The organism is Cedecea selenatireducens (genome assembly GCF_042138895.1).
Taxonomy (GTDB): domain Bacteria; phylum Pseudomonadota; class Gammaproteobacteria; order Enterobacterales; family Enterobacteriaceae; genus Cedecea; species Cedecea selenatireducens.
This window is the reverse complement of sequence record NZ_JBHIKW010000005.1, coordinates 93,567-109,493: the sequence shown is the minus strand read 5'-3', so window position 1 is coordinate 109,493 and position 15,927 is coordinate 93,567. Positions and strand designations below refer to the sequence as shown.

Here is a 15,927-nt window from a genome sequence, read left to right as displayed (position 1 = left end):
CAGGCCAATACTATGAATTATCATCAATACTACCCCGTCGACATCGTCAACGGCCCCGGCACTCGCTGTACGCTGTTTGTCTCAGGCTGCGTGCATGAATGCCCCGGCTGCTACAACAAGAGCACCTGGCGCTTGAATTCAGGTATGCCGTTCACTCCAGAAATGGCCGACCGCATTATTGCCGACCTCAACGATACCCGCGTTAAGCGCCAGGGAATTTCGCTTTCGGGCGGTGACCCGCTGCACCCACAAAACGTGCCGGAGATTCTTAAACTGGTGCAGCGCGTGCGCGCCGAATGCCCCGGCAAGGATATCTGGATCTGGACGGGGTATAAGATTGACGAGCTGGACGCTGCCCAGCAAGAAGTGGTTGCGTTGATTAACGTGCTGGTAGACGGCAAGTTTGTTCAGGATTTAAAAGACCCGGCGCTTATCTGGCGCGGCAGCAGCAACCAGGTCGTGCATCACCTGCGTTAAAACCGGCTTCCCGACGGCCAGCGGGAGGCTTCACTTCAGCCCATCATGGCGATGCACGTTACCCCATTCACACATCATATCCAGCACCGGGATCAGCGACTTACCGCGCCCGGAAAGGCTGTACTCGACCTTTGGCGGGATCTGCGGGTATTCGTTGCGGATAATCAGCCCGTCGCTCTCCAGCTCTTTCAACGTCAGGCTCAGGGTTCTGAATGAGATGGTATCGATGCAGCGCTTAAGCTCGTTAAAGCGGATCACCGGTTTATGCTCCGCCAGCGCATAAAGAATGATCATTTTATATTTCCCATTCACCAGCGACAGCGTATAGGCAAAGCCCGTATCGCCCATAAATGCGCAGGAATCCGGCGCGATCTCTTCGCTCATGACACTATCCTTTTGTATAGTACATATCAACAATGACAGTATTGTACTTTAATTTAAAGCTGCCTATGATGCAAAACATAAAATAATCGCTGACGATCAGCCACTCCGTAAGGAATTAGATATGAAAACGTTAATTGTTGTTATTCACCCCAATATCGATGAGTCAAAAATCAATAAGCATTGGGTAAGTGAAGTAGAAAAATACCCGGAGTTATATACCGTGCACAATCTTTATCAGACTTATAAAGATGGCGCTATTGATGTTGAAAGAGAACAGAAACTTATTGAGCAACACGATAAAATTATTCTGCAATTTCCACTGTACTGGTTTAATAGCCCGCCTTTATTGAAGCAGTGGCTGGATGAAGTCTTTACCTACGGCTGGGCATATGGCTCTACCAGCGGGCATAAACTCAGAGGCCGCAAGTTTGCGCTGGCGGTAAGCGCAGGGATTAAGGCAGAAGATTTCTCACGCGAGGGGCGTTACCACCATTCGCTTCAGGAAATACTTCTGCCCTTTGAAATGACGGCGAAATATGTCGAAGCAGATTATCAGCCGTTTTATGCTTTTTACGGTGCCGAATATGAAGTCTCGGCCCAACAGCTGGAAAACAGCGCTAAAGGATATATTGATTACCTGCAGTCCTTTTAATATTTAGCATCCACCTCCGAAGCAGTGATTCCCTCAATAATATTGAACAGAGTTTCTTCGCCATTAAAAAGCCACGCTATTGCGTGGCTTTTATTAATCAGAGGGCTGGCAAATAATATTAAATAAGCGCCAGGCTACCGACAATCACGCCGCTTAGCACCACCAGCCCGCCGGTGAGCCACAGGGCTTTAGCCGGGAAAGCTTTATGCAGCATAATCAGCGACGGCAGGCTGACCGCCGGGAGCGTAATCAATAGCGCCAGTGCCGGAGCCGTGCCCATTCCCGCCAGCATCATGGTTTGCACGACAGGAATTTCTGCCGCCGTTGGTATGACGAACAGGCAGCCAACAATCGCCATGGCAATAACCCAGAACAGCGTGTCGCTTACCCCCCCATCAGCGTGCGGGAACAGCCAGACGCGCGCAGCGCCGAGTACCAGCACGGCAAGAATATAGACAGGGATCGTGCTCCAGAATAGCTGCCACAGCGCTTTTCCCCAGCGAGACAGGAAAGTGCCTGCGTCTGCCGGGTAGCTGGCGGCAGGTACAGGCTCAATCTTTTGCGGTTTATCTTTGACCCAGCGCTGCACCAGCCAGGCAACGCCAAGTACCGTCGCCAGGCCCGCAACTAAACGCACCAGAGCAAACTGCCAGCCCAGAACAAATCCCATAAAGACCAGCGTCGCGGGGTTAAGCAGAGGATTTCCCATCCAGAAAGCCAACGCTCCTCCCATAGAAACAGACTGGCGACGCATGCCTGCCGTCACCGGTGCCGCACAGCAGGTACACATCATGCCGGGGAGGGAAAACAGCGTGCCGAAGAGCGTGCCTCTGAAACGCTGCTGCCCCAGGGTGCGCAGCAGCCAGTCGCGGGGAATAAGCACCTGTACCAGAGATCCCAGGATAACGCCCAGTGCCGCCGCTTTCCAGACGGCCAGGAAATAGACCATCGCATAATCCAGCGCAGCTTTGAGCGGGTTTGCATCCGCCTGAGCGATGATAGATTTTCCAATACTGTGGGTTTCCGCGGCGGTAAACGCTTTGCCGTAGTATGGCTGCCACTTCACGTACCAGAGCCCGGCTATCACCACCAGGAAAAACAGCGCGGGCTTCCACCACGGAAATGTACGCACTCCCTGGGCGGAGGCGGAAGAAAGAGACATTGTCGTTCCCCTGAAATTGATTAGCGAGAGAAGTATTTATCGCGCCATATTATGCGCGGCAGATTCAATGGGAAAGATTAAACACCAGAAGAGTGTGCGGCTAATTCACGCAGGTGACCTGAGTCGAGGATCGTCACGCCTTCCCGTGCTGGATTGAACGCTTCAGAAAGCATCGCTTTCGCCACGTCCACTGACTCAATAGCTTTTAGCTTGCCGGGCAGCATTTTGAAAATTGGCACCATCAGCGTTTCATTTAACCTCCGGGCGTGGCGTTCCCCCAGCAACATTGAAGGCCGGGCAAGGGTCAAGCGCGGCCAGTTCTGCGCTATCAGCGCGTCTTCCATTTCGCCCTTAACGCGGTTGTAGAAGAACGGCGAGCGGCTGTTCGCCCCCAGAGCGCTGACCACCAGCATATGTGTTGCACCCAGCCGGAGGCCAGCAAGTGCGGTATCCACCACCAGCGTATAGTCGACGAGGATAAAGGCTTCTTTGCTGCCCGCATCGCGTAGCGTCGTTCCCAGGCAGCAAAAGACGGTATCGACCGGCTCAGTGACCTGCGCGAGCGCATCGGAAAGCTGCGGATCGTGGGGATTAACCACCTTGTTCAGGGCCACCTGCAGCGGGCGGCGAGTGGGTGCAGCAATAGTGCTAATCCGGGAGTCCTGGTTAAGCAGACGAAGTAAATGGCCGCCGACAAGCCCCGTGGCTCCGGTGATTAAGATTCGACTCATAATGCCTCCTGTTCTCGCTAAGCGCTTGCAATGTCAGCATGGTAGTCCAGGCTTAATAGTGCCACAAACATAACGGAGGAAAGATGAGCAAGAAAATTGCAGTTCTGATTACCGACGAGTTTGAGGACTCTGAATTCACCTCACCGGCTGAGGAGTTTCGGCAGGCCGGACACCAGGTAATCACTATCGAGAAGCAGGCGGGAAAAACGGTTACCGGCAAACAAGGCGAAGCCAAAGTGAAGATAGACAAGGGTATCGACGACGTCCGCCCTGCCGACTTTGATGCCCTGTTGCTCCCTGGCGGCCATTCCCCTGACGCCCTGCGCGGCGACCATCGGTTTGTCAGCTTCACCCGCGATTTTGTTAACACCGGAAAACCCGTGTTTGCCATTTGTCATGGCCCACAACTGCTGATCAGCGCAGACGTGATACGCGGCAGGAAGCTCACTGCGGTAAAACCTATCGTCGTTGATGTGAAAAACGCCGGTGCGGATTTTTACGATCGTGAAGTCGTCGTTGATGGACATCAGCTGGTCACCAGTAGAACGCCTGAGGATCTGCCGGCGTTTAATCGTGAAGCATTGATTCTGCTGGGCCGCTAGTCCTCACGCAACCAGTGTAACTTTTTCCCGAAACCAAGCGTGTTGTCGGTCATTTTCAGCTCATCGAGCCGAATTTCCCACATCGGAGCCGACATCACGCGCGCAATCGGAAAACGCTTTAAGTAGCGGCGACGATAGTCAGCCGCTTCTTCTGGCGCAAGCAGGCAGATTTCCCCTCGAAACTGCACGCCGCGGATCAGCGCCACGGTTTTAGGCTGGCCGTTTATCGTGCCGGCAACCGGCGCCAGCTCTCCAATCAGCTCTCCGTGGCGTGAAGTGGTTTCGCTCAGCAAATAGAACGCCACCCGCTCCGCATCGAAGATATAAAAAGCATTCGCACACCAAAGCGACTCCCCACTGCCCACGCAGTAGCTCAGAACATGTTGTTTTGTCAGCCAGCGGCTGATGGCATTGAGTGATTCCATCGTCATCCTGAACAGTGATACTCTGCGGCAAATGCTAATTATGCGCCCGCACTATGACTTCCTGGTATCTCTATTTAATCCGCTGCACCGATAACCGCCTGTATACCGGCATTACTACCGACGTAGAGCGTCGCTTTGCCCAGCATCAGGCTGGCAAAGGGGCGAAAGCACTGCGTGGTAAAGGGGAGCTTGCGTTGGTATTCAGTCAGGCTGTGGGCGACCGCTCGCTGGCGCTGCGAGCTGAGTACAGAATTAAGCAGTTGAGCAAGGCCGAGAAAGAGCGGCTGGTTGGAGGGAAGATGCCCCTTGAAGACCTGCTCGCAAGCCTTCAAGGGAAAACCCGTTAAACGTTGTTGAAGTGGTCCGAATACTCGACCAGACCGCTAACGCCGTTTAAGGCATCATCAGCCAGAGGATGTACCTGGAATGCCGCTTCGGTACCCGGCCAGCTGCAACGGAGGTCGTAACGGGCCGCAGGCTGGAAGCCAAGATGACCGTACATCTCCGGCGAACCCAGCGTGACCACCGCGGCGTAGCCAAACTCGTTCAGGGAGTCCAGCCCTTCATATACCAGCTGTTTGGCAATGCCCTGACCGCGAACGGACTCGTCTACCGCCAGCGGAGCAAGCCCAACCCACTGCAGCTCTTCGCCCTCAACGGCGACCGGGCTGAAGGCGACGTAGCCAATCACCTGCCCTTCATCATCGGTTGCGACGAGACCCAGCGTTAACAACCCATCTTCCCGCAGCGCCTTGACCAGCTCAGCTTCGCCCTCGCCTTCAAAGGAACGGCGTAACAGCGCGTCGATGCCAGGGGCATCAATGGGGATCTCTACACGAATTAACATGGCTCACCTATCGAATTACCTTCAGAGGCGGGGTTATGTCTCAAACCTGCCTCAACAAAATCAGCCAGCTGTAACAGCAGGATGCGTAGCGGTTTCGGCATCGCATCCAGCTCAATGGCATCCATTAGATTCTTCACATATAACCCGAGTTCCGTGTCGCCTTCAATCACCAGGCGACGCTGGAAAAATAAGGTATCCGGGTCCTGCTTGCGAGCGGCTATCAGCAACAGGTCGTTGGCCTCAGCGCTAAAGCTCACGTCTGCTGGCGCATCGTCGCACACCAGCAGCTTATTGTCCTCAACGGAAGTAAACCACTTCAGCCCAAGGTCACGGACTTCAATACTTAGCCAGCGGCCTGCCAGAAAGTCCAGCTCTCCGTCCTGCAGCGCCTGACGGAACTGCCAGCCAAGCACCTGCTCCAGAACCTGACGCTTAACGGCAAAAGGGGTTAATCTGACCGGAACCCGCAGCAAAGAAGGACCAGCCTGAACCAGGCGAGAACGCAGTTTATCGAACACGGGTTTAGCTCCTTTAAAAAATTTGCCGTTATTTTGCCATAACGACAATTCCCGGTGACGCGCCAAATCAACAATTCCGCAGGTTGCTGCGGGGCCGAATTAGCGCCGGGCCCACTAAGCAATACGCCTTTCTCTGCCTCAAATCAAAAATTGTCGCCGACAGGTTAACTAAAATCCCGGTTCGTTAACAATTTGCTGCCCGTCCCTGTGCAGCGCGGGCATTTATTCGTGCCCCCTATGATTCAGGATAAATTATGGAGTTGCTTTGCCCGGCCGGAAACCTTCCGGCGTTGAAAGCGGCCATCGATAACGGTGCAGATGCGGTGTACATCGGCCTGAAAGATGATACCAACGCGCGTCATTTTGCAGGCCTTAACTTCACCGAGAAAAGGTTGCAGGAAGCCGTCAGCTACGTGCATCAACGTCGCCGTAAGTTGCATATTGCCATCAATACATTCGCTCATCCGGACGGTTATGTACGCTGGCAGCGAGCGGTTGATATGGCCGCGCAGCTTGGGGCCGATGCGCTGATCCTGGCGGATTTAGCCATGCTGGAATATGCGGCTGAGCGCTACCCACACATTGAGCGCCACGTGTCGGTCCAGGCTTCGGCCACGAATGAAGAAGCGATCCGTTTTTATCATCGCAATTTTGACGTTGCCCGCGTGGTACTCCCGCGCGTGCTTTCTATTCATCAGGTTAAACAGCTCGCTCGCGTCACGCCGGTGCCGCTGGAAGTATTTGCCTTCGGCAGCCTGTGCATTATGGCCGAAGGCCGTTGCTATCTTTCGTCTTACCTCACCGGCGAGTCGCCGAATACCGTGGGCGCCTGTTCGCCTGCTCGCTTTGTGCGCTGGCAACAAACGCCGCAGGGGCTGGAATCTCGCCTCAACGACGTACTGATCGACCGCTATAAGGACGGCGAAAATGCCGGGTATCCAACGCTCTGCAAAGGGCGTTACCTGGTTGACGACCGCCCCTACCATGCGCTGGAAGAACCCACCAGCCTTAACACGCTAGAGCTGCTCCCGGAACTGCTGGCCGCGAACATAGCCTCGGTGAAAATCGAAGGCCGCCAGCGCAGTCCGGCTTACGTTACCCAGGTGGCAAAGGTCTGGCGTCAGGCTATCGATCGCTGCATGGCGGATCCTAAAAACTACCAGGCACAGCCCGCCTGGATGGAGACGCTGGGATCGATGGCCGAAGGCACCCAAACGACGCTCGGTGCCTATCACCGCAAATGGCAGTAGGAAAAAGCATGAAATATTCATTAGGGCCGGTGCTTTACTATTGGCCAAAAGAGACGCTGGAAAAGTTTTATCAGGCGGCGGCCAAAAGCCGTGCCGACGTTATTTATCTGGGCGAAGCGGTATGCAGCAAGCGCCGGGCAACCAAAGTCGGCGACTGGCTGGATATGGCTAAAATGCTCGCCAACGAGGGCAAGCAGGTAGTGCTTTCCACGCTGGCGCTGGTGCAGGCTCCGTCGGAATTGGGCGAACTTAAGCGCTACGTAGAAAACGGCGATTTTCTGATTGAGGCCAATGATATCGGCAGCGTAAATATGGCCGCAGAACGCAAGCTGCCGTTCGTCGCCGGACACGCCCTCAATTGCTATAACGCCGTTACGCTACGCCTGCTGCATAAGCAGGGCATGATGCGCTGGTGCATGCCAGTAGAACTCTCCCGCGACTGGCTCGCCAATATGCTTAACCAGTGCGATGAACTCGGTATCCGCGATAAATTCGAAGTGGAAGTGCTGAGCTATGGCCATCTGCCGTTGGCTTATTCCGCTCGCTGCTTCACCGCACGCTCTGAAGACCGCGCCAAGGATGAGTGCGAAACATGCTGTATTAAGTACCCGAACGGCCGGGATATGCGTTCTCAGGAGCAGCAGCAGGTCTTCGTGCTGAACGGCATTCAGACCATGAGCGGCTATGTTTACAACCTCGGCAATGAGCTGACGTCGATGAAAGGGCTGGTGGATATCGTTCGCCTGTCGCCGATGGGCTTAGGGACGCTGGATATTCTTAACGCGTTCCGCGCCAATGAAAACGGCAGTGCTCCGCTTCCGCTGGCTAACCGCAGCGACTGTAATGGCTACTGGCGGCGCGTTGCAGGGCTGGAGTTACGGGCCTGATAATAGCTCACTTTGTTAACAAGTCTGGTCATTGTTTAATGCACTATTAAAGGTGCAGCTTTTCTGGCCGGCGCGGTATTCCTGCGCCAGGCTGGAAGAAGACCTTCAATCTGATGACTACGCTGTAACAAAAGTGAGCGGTTATGACTGACAAAAATATTGCTTTCTCGGTGCTCGATCTGGCGCCGATCCCTCAAGGCTCCTCGGCGCAGGAGGCTTTTTCCCACTCTCTGGATCTTGCCCGGCTGGCCGAAAAGCGCGGCTATCACCGTTACTGGCTGGCAGAACACCACAATATGGTCGGCATTGCCAGCGCGGCAACATCGGTGCTGATTGGCTACCTGGCCGCGAATACCACCACGCTGCATTTAGGCTCCGGCGGCGTGATGCTGCCTAACCATTCACCGCTGGTCATTGCCGAGCAGTTCGGCACCCTGAATACGCTCTACCCGGGGCGTATTGACCTTGGCCTTGGACGAGCGCCGGGCAGCGATCAGCCCACCATGAGGGCGCTGCGACGCCATATGAGCGGCGACGTTGATAACTTCCCACGGGATGTCGCGGAGCTGGTTGACTGGTTCGATGCCCGCGACCCAAATCCACACGTTCGCCCCGTGCCTGGCTATGGGGAAAAGGTTCCGGTTTGGCTGCTAGGCTCCAGCCTGTATAGCGCCCAGCTGGCGGCACAGCTTGGTTTGCCGTTTGCCTTTGCCTCGCACTTTGCGCCTGACATGCTGTTCCGCGCGCTGCAGCTGTACCGCGAGAACTTCAAGCCGTCCGGGCGGCTGGCAAAACCTTACGCGATGGTGTGCATCAATATCGTGGCAGCAGACAGTACCCGGGACGCGGAGTTTCTGTTTACTTCCATGCAGCAGGCGTTTGTTCGACTGCGTCGCGGCGAAACCGGGCAGCTGCCGCCGCCGGTGGAAAATATGCATCAGCTTTGGTCTGCCTCTGAGCAATACGGCGTCCAGCAGGCGCTGAGCATGTCTCTGGTGGGGGATAAAGCGAAGGTACGTCACGGCCTTGAGTCCATCCTGCGTGAAACCGAAGCGGATGAAATTATGGTTAACGGGCAGATTTTCGATCATCAGGCTCGTTTGCATTCGTTTGATTTGGCGATGCAGGTTAAAGAAGAGCTTTTAGGTTAGCGTTGTATCAGGCCCTTTCAGTCTGAAAGGGCCCATTCATTTTTACTTATAAACCGGCAGCACATCGAAGGTAGAAAGGATGTGTACCAGCGCGTTGCCCACGCCAAAGACCAGAATCAGGGCAATCATCGGCTTACCGCCCCATACCCGGAATTTAGGGCTACCAAAACGCTTACGGGAAGCCCTGGCGAGCAGCGCGGGGACAATCGCAGCCCAAATAGTCGCCGCCAGCCCCGCATAGCCAATGGCATACAGGAAGCCGTTCGGCCACAGCAGGCCACCGACAATCGGCGGAACAAAAGTCAGCAGCGCCGTTTTCAAACGCCCGAACGCGGAATCGTCAAAACCAAACAGATCCGCCAGGTAATCAAACAGCCCCAGCGTAACGCCGAGGAACGAGCTCGCTACCGCAAAGTTTGAGAACACCACCAGCAGCAAGTCGAGGCTCCGGCTGTTGAGCACGCCGCTCAGCGCCTGAACCAGCACGTCAATATTACCGCCTTTCTCCGCGATGCCGACGAACTCCGGACGAGGAATATTCCCCATCGTCCCCAGCAGCCAGATAGCGTACAGCACCAGCGCCATCAGCGTGCCGTACACCAGGCAGCGAATGATGGTGCGTGGATCTTTGCCGTAATACTTCATCAGGCTCGGCACGTTGCCGTGATAACCAAAAGAGGCCAGGCAGAACGGCAGCGTCATCAGCAGATATGGCGTATAGGAAGCATTGCTCTCCGCCACGTTAAACAGCGTTGTCGGCGTTACGTGCCCAAGCAAGCTGCCAAAGGTCAGGAAGAAAGTGATGACCTTCGCGCCCAGGACAATCGCCGTCATACGGCTCACCGCTTTGGTGCTCAGCCAGACAATAAACGCGACGACCAGCGCAAAGACCAGCCCCGCCAGGCGAGCCGGCACGTCGAGCGACAGCGCCGAAAATGTATGATGCAGGATAGAGCCGCTGGCCGAGATGTAGGCATAGGTCAGGATATAAAGAACAAAGGCAATCGACAGGCCGTTTATCGCGTTCCAGCCTCTGCCCAGCAGGTCTTTGGTAATAGTGTCGAAGCTGGAGCCAATGCGGTAGTTAAGGTTCGCCTCCAGGATCATTAACCCGGAATGCAGCATACAAAACCAGGTGAACACCAGCGCGGCCAGTGACCAGAAGAACCAGGCACCCGACATCACCACGGGTAAAGAAAACATCCCTGCGCCAATGATCGTCCCACCGATAATCATTACGCCGCCTATTAACGAAGGCTTTGTGCCGGGGGAGGTTAAAGTTGTCATATCGAATCCCTGAAGAGAGGCATAACGCGACGAAATTGTCTGATGCGAATCATTGTACCAGTACATGAGTACGAAAGGGATAAAAAAAAGCCCCGATTGCGATAACCGGGGCTTTTCCGACTGCCGTTTAAAAATAAAACGGCAGATTATAGGTCAATTATGCATCACCAAAGCGACGACGTGCGGTTGCGGCACCGTCTTCACGACGCGGGCCACGGCCACCTTCACGGCGTTCACCGCTGAAGCTACGACCAGCCCCGGCACCGGCTCCTGCACCAGCGCCTTCGCGACGTGGACCACGACCGCCTTCACGACGCTCGCCACCGAAGCTACGACCGCCGCCGTCGCGACCGCCACGGCGTTCACCGCTGCGCTCTGGACGAGGCTGAGCATCACCCAGCAGCTGCATATTCATCGGCTTGTTCAGAATACGAGTACGGGTAAAGTGCTGCAGAACTTCACCCGGCATGCCTTTCGGCAGCTCGATGGTGGAGTGGGTCCCGAACAGCTTGATGTTACCGATGTAACGGCTGCTGATGTCGCCTTCGTTAGCGATAGCGCCAACGATATGACGAACTTCAACACCATCATCACGGCCCACTTCGATGCGATACAGTTCCATATCGCCAGCTTCGCGACGCTCACGACGTGGACGATCTTCACCACCACGCTCTGGACGGTCACCACGCGGGCCACGGTCATTACGGTCGCCGCGACGTTCGAAACGATCGTCACGCTCTTTGAATTCACGACGTGGACGCATTGGTGCATCTGGTGGCAGAATCAGAGGACGCTCACCCTGAGCCATTTTCAGCAGGGCTGCAGCCAGCGTTTCGATATCCAGCGCTTCTTCAGCGGAAGGCTGAATTTTTGCCAACAGCGCACGGTACTGATCCAGATCGCTGCTTTCCAGCTGCTGCTGAACTTTAGCGGCGAATTTAGCCAGACGACGCTCGCCCAGCAGATCTACGTTTGGCAGCTCTACTTCAGGGATAGTCAGCTTCATGGTGCGCTCGATGTTGCGCAGCAGGCGGCGCTCACGGTTCTCAACGAACAGCAGCGCACGGCCAGCACGGCCAGCACGGCCGGTACGACCGATACGGTGAACGTAAGACTCGGAGTCCATCGGGATGTCGTAGTTAACAACCAGGCTGATACGCTCCACGTCCAGACCACGGGCCGCAACGTCGGTCGCGATCAGGATGTCCAGACGACCATCTTTCAGACGCTCCAGGGTCTGCTCACGCAGCGCCTGGTTCATGTCACCGTTCAGCGCGGCGCTGTTGTAACCGCTGCGCTCCAGCGCTTCAGCTACTTCCAGGGTCGCGTTTTTGGTACGCACGAAGATGATAGCTGCATCAAAGTCTTCTGCTTCCAGGAAACGAACCAGCGCTTCGTTTTTACGCATGCCGTAAACAGACCAGAAGCTCTGGCTGATGTCAGGACGAGTGGTTACGCTGGACTGAATGCGCACTTCCTGAGGATCTTTCATGAAGCGACGGGTAATGCGACGAATCGCTTCCGGCATGGTAGCGGAGAACAGCGCGGTCTGATGTTCAGCCGGGATCTGCGCCATGATGGTTTCAACGTCTTCGATGAAGCCCATACGCAGCATTTCATCAGCTTCGTCCAGAACCAGACCTTTCAGGCCGGACAGGTTCAGCGTGCCGCGTTTCAGGTGGTCAAGCAGACGCCCTGGGGTACCGACAACAATCTGTGGTCCCTGACGCAGAGCGCGCAGCTGCACGTCATAACGCTGGCCGCCGTAAAGGGCAACAACGTTCACGCCGTGCATATGTTTAGAGAAATCCGTCATGGCTTCAGCAACCTGAACCGCCAGTTCGCGGGTCGGGGCCAGCACCAGGATTTGTGGTGCTTTCAGCTCAGGATCGAGGTTGTTCAGCAGCGGCAGGGAGAACGCTGCAGTTTTACCGCTACCGGTCTGGGCCATACCCAGAACGTCACGGCCATTCAGCAGATGTGGGATACACTCTGCCTGGATTGGTGATGGCTTTTCGTAGCCCAGGTCGTTAAGAGCCTGAATGATGGAGGCGTGCAGCCCCAGATCAGAAAAAGTGGTTTCGATGATATCAGTCATGTAGTACATGTGCCTCATTGATGGCGGCCAGTCTACGTAACTCATCGTGAAATTGATCTGCAATTTTCATTGAAAAGTGTGAACCGGCTCAAATTTGATTGATTAACGAACAAAAACGCCCTCACCCGTGAAGGTGATGACTTTAGTTAAAAAGTGTATGGGACGATCGTTGTTCGTCAGCTATTGCTGGTCCGATTCTGCCAGGTCGTCATGCTCCTGGCCCAAGAGCGCTAATTCCAACAATGCATAACGATGCTCAACGTAGTTGTGTACGTTGTTAGCAACCGCTAACTTGAACAGTGCCTTGGCGCTGTCCTTATCCCCCAGACTTAGGTAGTACTTACCTAAATAGAAGTTGGTTTCACTGAGATGCTCAGCGAGCGAGGTGTTATCCGTTGCGTCCGCCTTGAGGCGTTCCATTAGCTCTTTTTCGCTAATGTTGCCCAGGTAGAACTCGACAATGTTCCATCCCCATTGTTCTTTATCCGATTTCTCGAGACGCTGTTGTAGCGCCACTTTGGCCTGTTTTTCGTCCATATTGCGTTCAGCAACATAGAGCCACAGGCTACGGAAAGGATCGTTGGGATCGTCTTGATAAAACGCCAGCAGATCATCTTGCGCTAAACGATAACGACCGCCGTAATAGAGGGCGATACCGCGATTTAAGTGCGCGTAGTTGTAAGTTGGATCAAGCTCAAGTACAGAATCAAACGCTTCATAGGCAGCATCAAAATTGCCTGCCTGCGTTAAATAAATGCCTAAGTAATTGAATACTTCAGGCATATCGGGTCGAATGGCCAGCGCTTGTGAAAAATCATTACGCGCCAGAGCCCTCAGACCGAGACTATCATACAACACTCCGCGCTCATATAAAAGCTGTGCGCGTTCGTCATCGGTTAAAGCCCGACTGGCAAGTATTTGTTCCATGCGTGCCAGAATCACTTCTTGCTGTAGCGTAGGCTGCAGTGGCACCGCTAATACTTCGTTCTTACGCCAGGCAGAGTTGCTGCATCCGGCCAGCGTGATAGCTGTCGCAACGAAACACCAGCGCAAAAAAGGCTTCATTTCCTACTCCCGAAGACAACAAATGGATGAACGTCCTGTCCCCCGGCTGCAAACGAGACTTCCTGTCCCGTAACAAACAGCTCTCCATGTCACCATGGAGAGCTTAATTGGCAAACCTTACTCAGCTTCTGGCGCAGCCGGTGCTGCATCTTCTGCTGGAGACTGCTCGGTTGCTTCTTTAATGCTTAAACGGACGCGGCCCTGACGGTCAACTTCCAGTACTTTCACCGGAACTTCCTGACCCATCTGCAGGTAATCAGTCACTTTCTCTACGCGCTTGTCAGCGATTTGAGAGATGTGAACCAGACCTTCTTTACCGCCACCGATAGCAACAAACGCACCGAAATCAACGATACGAGTGACCTTACCGTTATAGATACGGCCCACTTCGATTTCAGCGGTGATCTCTTCGATACGGCGGATAGCGTGTTTCGCTTTATCACCGTCGGTCGCTGCGATTTTCACGGTACCGTCATCTTCGATTTCGATTGTGGTGCCGGTTTCTTCGGTCAGCGCACGAATCACAGCCCCGCCCTTACCGATCACGTCTTTGATCTTGTCTGGGTTGATTTTGATGGTGTGAATACGTGGAGCAAATTCAGAAATGTCGCCACGCGGTGCATCAATAGCCTGTTCCATCACGCCCAGAATGTGCAGACGCGCACCCTTAGCCTGGTTCAGAGCCTCCTGCATGATTTCGCGGGTGATGCCTTCGATTTTGATATCCATCTGCAGCGCAGAGATACCTTCGCGGCTACCGGCAACTTTAAAGTCCATATCGCCCAGGTGATCTTCGTCACCCAGAATATCGGACAGAACAACAAAGTTGTCGCCTTCTTTCACCAGGCCCATCGCGATACCCGCTACGGCGGCTTTGATAGGCACACCAGCGTCCATCAGTGCCAGAGAAGCACCACACACGGAAGCCATGGAAGAAGAACCGTTAGATTCGGTGATTTCAGAAACCACACGAACGGTGTACGGGAATTTATCAGCTTCTGGCATAACGGCCAGCACACCACGTTTCGCCAGACGACCGTGACCAATTTCACGACGCTTAGGCGAACCCACCATCCCGGTCTCACCCACGGAGTACGGAGGGAAGTTGTAGTGGAACAGGAAGCTGTCAGTACGCTCGCCCATCAGCTCATCCAGATTCTGCGCATCACGTGCGGTACCCAGAGTCGCGGTAACCAGCGCCTGAGTTTCGCCACGGGTGAACAGCGCAGAACCGTGAGTACGCGGCAGAACGCCAGTACGCACGTCCAGACCACGAATCATGTCTTTTTCACGGCCATCGATGCGCAGTTCGCCGGCCAGAATACGGCTACGAACAACGTTTTTCTCGATAGCGTGCAGAATGTCAGACAGTTCGCCAGCATCCAGAGATTCGTCTTCTGCGGTCAGGGTTGCAATAACGTCCGCTTTGATGACGTCAACCTGAGCATAACGTTGTTGTTTCTCAGTGATGCGGTAAGCATCGCTCAGGCGGGATTCTGCCAGTGCAGCAACGCGAGCATTCAGCGCTTCGTTTACTGCTTCTGGCTGCCAGTCCCAGCGCGGTTTGCCAGCTTCAGCAACCAGTGCGTTGATTTCCTTGATAACAATCTGCTGCTGATCGTGACCGAAGACTACGGCGCCCAGCATCTGGTCTTCGCTCAGCAGTTCAGCTTCGGATTCAACCATCAGTACTGCGCTTTCGGTACCGGCAACAACCAGGTCCAGCTTGCTGGTTTTCAGCTCTTCAGCAGTCGGGTTCAGCACATACTGGTCATTGATGTAACCAACACGAGCGGAACCGATTGGGCCGTTGAACGGAATACCGGACAGGCTCAACGCAGCAGATGCGCCAATCATGGCAACGATATCAGGGTGTACCTGTGGGTTTACGGAAACAACGGTAGCAATAACCTGCACTTCGTTGACGAAACCTTCCGGGAACAGTGGACGAACCGGACGGTCAATCAGACGCGCGATCAGAGTTTCGCCTTCGCTTGGACGGCCTTCACGACGGAAGAAGCTACCTGGGATACGGCCAGCAGCGTAGGTACGCTCCTGGTAGTTAACGGTCAGCGGGAAGAAGTCCTGGCCTGGTTTGGCTTTTTTCTGGCCCACAACGGTAACGAATACCGCGGTGTCATCCATGCTTACCATTACAGCAGCGGTAGCCTGGCGAGCCATCATGCCGGTTTCAAGCGTGACCGTATGCTGGCCATACTGGAATTTACGAACGATCGGATTCAGCAAAATAAGATCCTTTAAAATGACGGGCAGCACGTGGCTTCACGCGCCGCCGTTGGTACCCGACCTTCATCGCATCCTCGCGACTAATGACAACCCTAACCCGCTCTTACGGGTAAAGCCTCTCATTAGCCGCGCGAACCTCTGCAA

General features: G+C 54.7%; 18 protein-coding genes. 7 read left to right on the top strand and 11 right to left on the bottom strand.

What is annotated here, in order from left to right:
- Positions 1-12: 12 nt before the first annotated feature.
- Positions 13-477 carry an anaerobic ribonucleoside-triphosphate reductase-activating protein gene (gene nrdG, locus ACE38U_RS10190; protein ID WP_176981514.1) on the top strand — a complete coding sequence of 155 codons (465 nt, stop codon included), beginning with the start codon at positions 13-15 and terminating at the stop codon, positions 475-477.
- 30 nt (positions 478-507) lie between these two features.
- Here nrdG and ACE38U_RS10185 read toward each other — a convergent pair whose 3' ends face one another.
- On the bottom strand, positions 508-861 hold the full coding sequence (locus ACE38U_RS10185) for a winged helix-turn-helix transcriptional regulator (protein WP_052049003.1): 354 nt from the start codon (positions 859-861) through the stop codon (positions 508-510).
- Positions 862-982: 121 nt separating this feature from the next.
- Here ACE38U_RS10185 and ACE38U_RS10180 point away from each other — a divergent pair, with 121 nt between their 5' ends.
- Positions 983-1,513: an NAD(P)H-dependent oxidoreductase gene (locus ACE38U_RS10180; protein WP_375529675.1), complete on the top strand. Its 531-nt coding sequence runs from the start codon at positions 983-985 to the stop codon at positions 1,511-1,513.
- A gap of 118 nt (positions 1,514-1,631) precedes the next feature.
- Here the strand turns inward: ACE38U_RS10180 and ACE38U_RS10175 are convergent, their stop codons facing one another.
- The gene (locus tag ACE38U_RS10175) at positions 1,632-2,675 is read right to left on the bottom strand and encodes a permease (RefSeq protein ID WP_375529674.1); all 1,044 of its coding nucleotides are present in this window, start codon (positions 2,673-2,675) and stop codon (positions 1,632-1,634) included.
- 77 nt (positions 2,676-2,752) lie between these two features.
- Positions 2,753-3,406: an NAD(P)H-binding protein gene (locus ACE38U_RS10170; protein WP_375529673.1), complete on the bottom strand. Its 654-nt coding sequence runs from the start codon at positions 3,404-3,406 to the stop codon at positions 2,753-2,755.
- An 83-nt stretch (positions 3,407-3,489) separates the two neighbouring features.
- Here ACE38U_RS10170 and ACE38U_RS10165 point away from each other — a divergent pair, with 83 nt between their 5' ends.
- Positions 3,490-4,008, top strand: coding sequence for a type 1 glutamine amidotransferase domain-containing protein (locus ACE38U_RS10165; RefSeq protein ID WP_375529672.1), 519 nt, complete (start codon positions 3,490-3,492; stop codon positions 4,006-4,008).
- Here ACE38U_RS10165 and ACE38U_RS10160 read toward each other — a convergent pair.
- Positions 4,005-4,433, bottom strand: a complete 429-nt coding sequence (locus tag ACE38U_RS10160; RefSeq protein WP_375529671.1) for a YhbP family protein — start codon at positions 4,431-4,433, stop codon at positions 4,005-4,007. The two genes, ACE38U_RS10165 and ACE38U_RS10160, sit on opposite strands and share 4 nt — an antisense overlap.
- A 53-nt stretch (positions 4,434-4,486) precedes the next feature.
- On the opposite strand from ACE38U_RS10160, the gene ACE38U_RS10155 reads away from it, so the two are divergent.
- Complete coding sequence (locus ACE38U_RS10155; protein ID WP_038478553.1) at positions 4,487-4,780, top strand: GIY-YIG nuclease family protein; 294 nt, start codon at positions 4,487-4,489, stop codon at positions 4,778-4,780.
- Here ACE38U_RS10155 and ACE38U_RS10150 read toward each other — a convergent pair.
- Positions 4,777-5,280, bottom strand: coding sequence for a GNAT family N-acetyltransferase (locus ACE38U_RS10150; RefSeq protein ID WP_038478550.1), 504 nt, complete (start codon positions 5,278-5,280; stop codon positions 4,777-4,779). The genes ACE38U_RS10155 and ACE38U_RS10150 overlap by 4 nt on opposite strands.
- On the bottom strand, positions 5,274-5,798 hold the full coding sequence (ubiT, locus tag ACE38U_RS10145) for a ubiquinone anaerobic biosynthesis accessory factor UbiT (protein ID WP_038478547.1): 525 nt from the start codon (positions 5,796-5,798) through the stop codon (positions 5,274-5,276). Before ubiT ends, ACE38U_RS10150 begins: the two co-directional genes overlap by 7 nt.
- Before the next feature lie 254 nt (positions 5,799-6,052).
- Between ubiT and ubiU the strand changes: the two genes are divergently transcribed.
- The 3 genes from ubiU (at position 6,053) to ACE38U_RS10130 (ending at position 9,086) form a co-directional block, all read left to right on the top strand.
- Positions 6,053-7,048 carry a ubiquinone anaerobic biosynthesis protein UbiU gene (gene ubiU, locus ACE38U_RS10140; protein ID WP_176981512.1) on the top strand — a complete coding sequence of 332 codons (996 nt, stop codon included), beginning with the start codon at positions 6,053-6,055 and terminating at the stop codon, positions 7,046-7,048.
- A gap of 8 nt (positions 7,049-7,056) precedes the next feature.
- On the top strand, positions 7,057-7,935 hold the full coding sequence (locus tag ACE38U_RS10135; RefSeq protein ID WP_419177760.1) for a U32 family peptidase: 879 nt from the start codon (positions 7,057-7,059) through the stop codon (positions 7,933-7,935).
- A gap of 143 nt (positions 7,936-8,078) precedes the next feature.
- A complete protein-coding gene (locus tag ACE38U_RS10130) occupies positions 8,079-9,086 on the top strand; it encodes a luciferase-like monooxygenase (protein WP_038478538.1) in 1,008 nt (335 codons plus the stop codon).
- Between the two features lie 42 nt (positions 9,087-9,128).
- On the opposite strand, the gene mtr is transcribed toward ACE38U_RS10130, so the two are convergent.
- The 5 genes from mtr to pnp all read right to left on the bottom strand — a co-directional run bounded on the left by mtr (position 9,129) and on the right by pnp (position 15,783).
- Entirely contained in the window at positions 9,129-10,373 is a 1,245-nt protein-coding gene (gene mtr / locus ACE38U_RS10125) for a tryptophan permease (RefSeq protein ID WP_375529670.1), read from the bottom strand.
- 157 nt (positions 10,374-10,530) lie between these two features.
- Positions 10,531-12,471, bottom strand: coding sequence for a DEAD/DEAH family ATP-dependent RNA helicase (locus tag ACE38U_RS10120; RefSeq protein ID WP_375529769.1), 1,941 nt, complete (start codon positions 12,469-12,471; stop codon positions 10,531-10,533).
- The gene (gene yrbN / locus ACE38U_RS10115) at positions 12,464-12,541 is read right to left on the bottom strand and encodes a protein YrbN (protein WP_099458804.1); all 78 of its coding nucleotides are present in this window, start codon (positions 12,539-12,541) and stop codon (positions 12,464-12,466) included. Before yrbN ends, ACE38U_RS10120 begins: the two co-directional genes overlap by 8 nt.
- A 110-nt stretch (positions 12,542-12,651) precedes the next feature.
- Positions 12,652-13,536 carry a lipoprotein NlpI gene (gene nlpI / locus ACE38U_RS10110; protein ID WP_038478532.1) on the bottom strand — a complete coding sequence of 295 codons (885 nt, stop codon included), beginning with the start codon at positions 13,534-13,536 and terminating at the stop codon, positions 12,652-12,654.
- A gap of 117 nt (positions 13,537-13,653) precedes the next feature.
- Positions 13,654-15,783 (bottom strand): polyribonucleotide nucleotidyltransferase, encoded by a 2,130-nt coding sequence (pnp, locus tag ACE38U_RS10105; RefSeq protein WP_154188397.1) that lies wholly within the window; start codon positions 15,781-15,783, stop codon positions 13,654-13,656.
- Between the last annotated feature and the right edge of the window lie 144 nt (positions 15,784-15,927).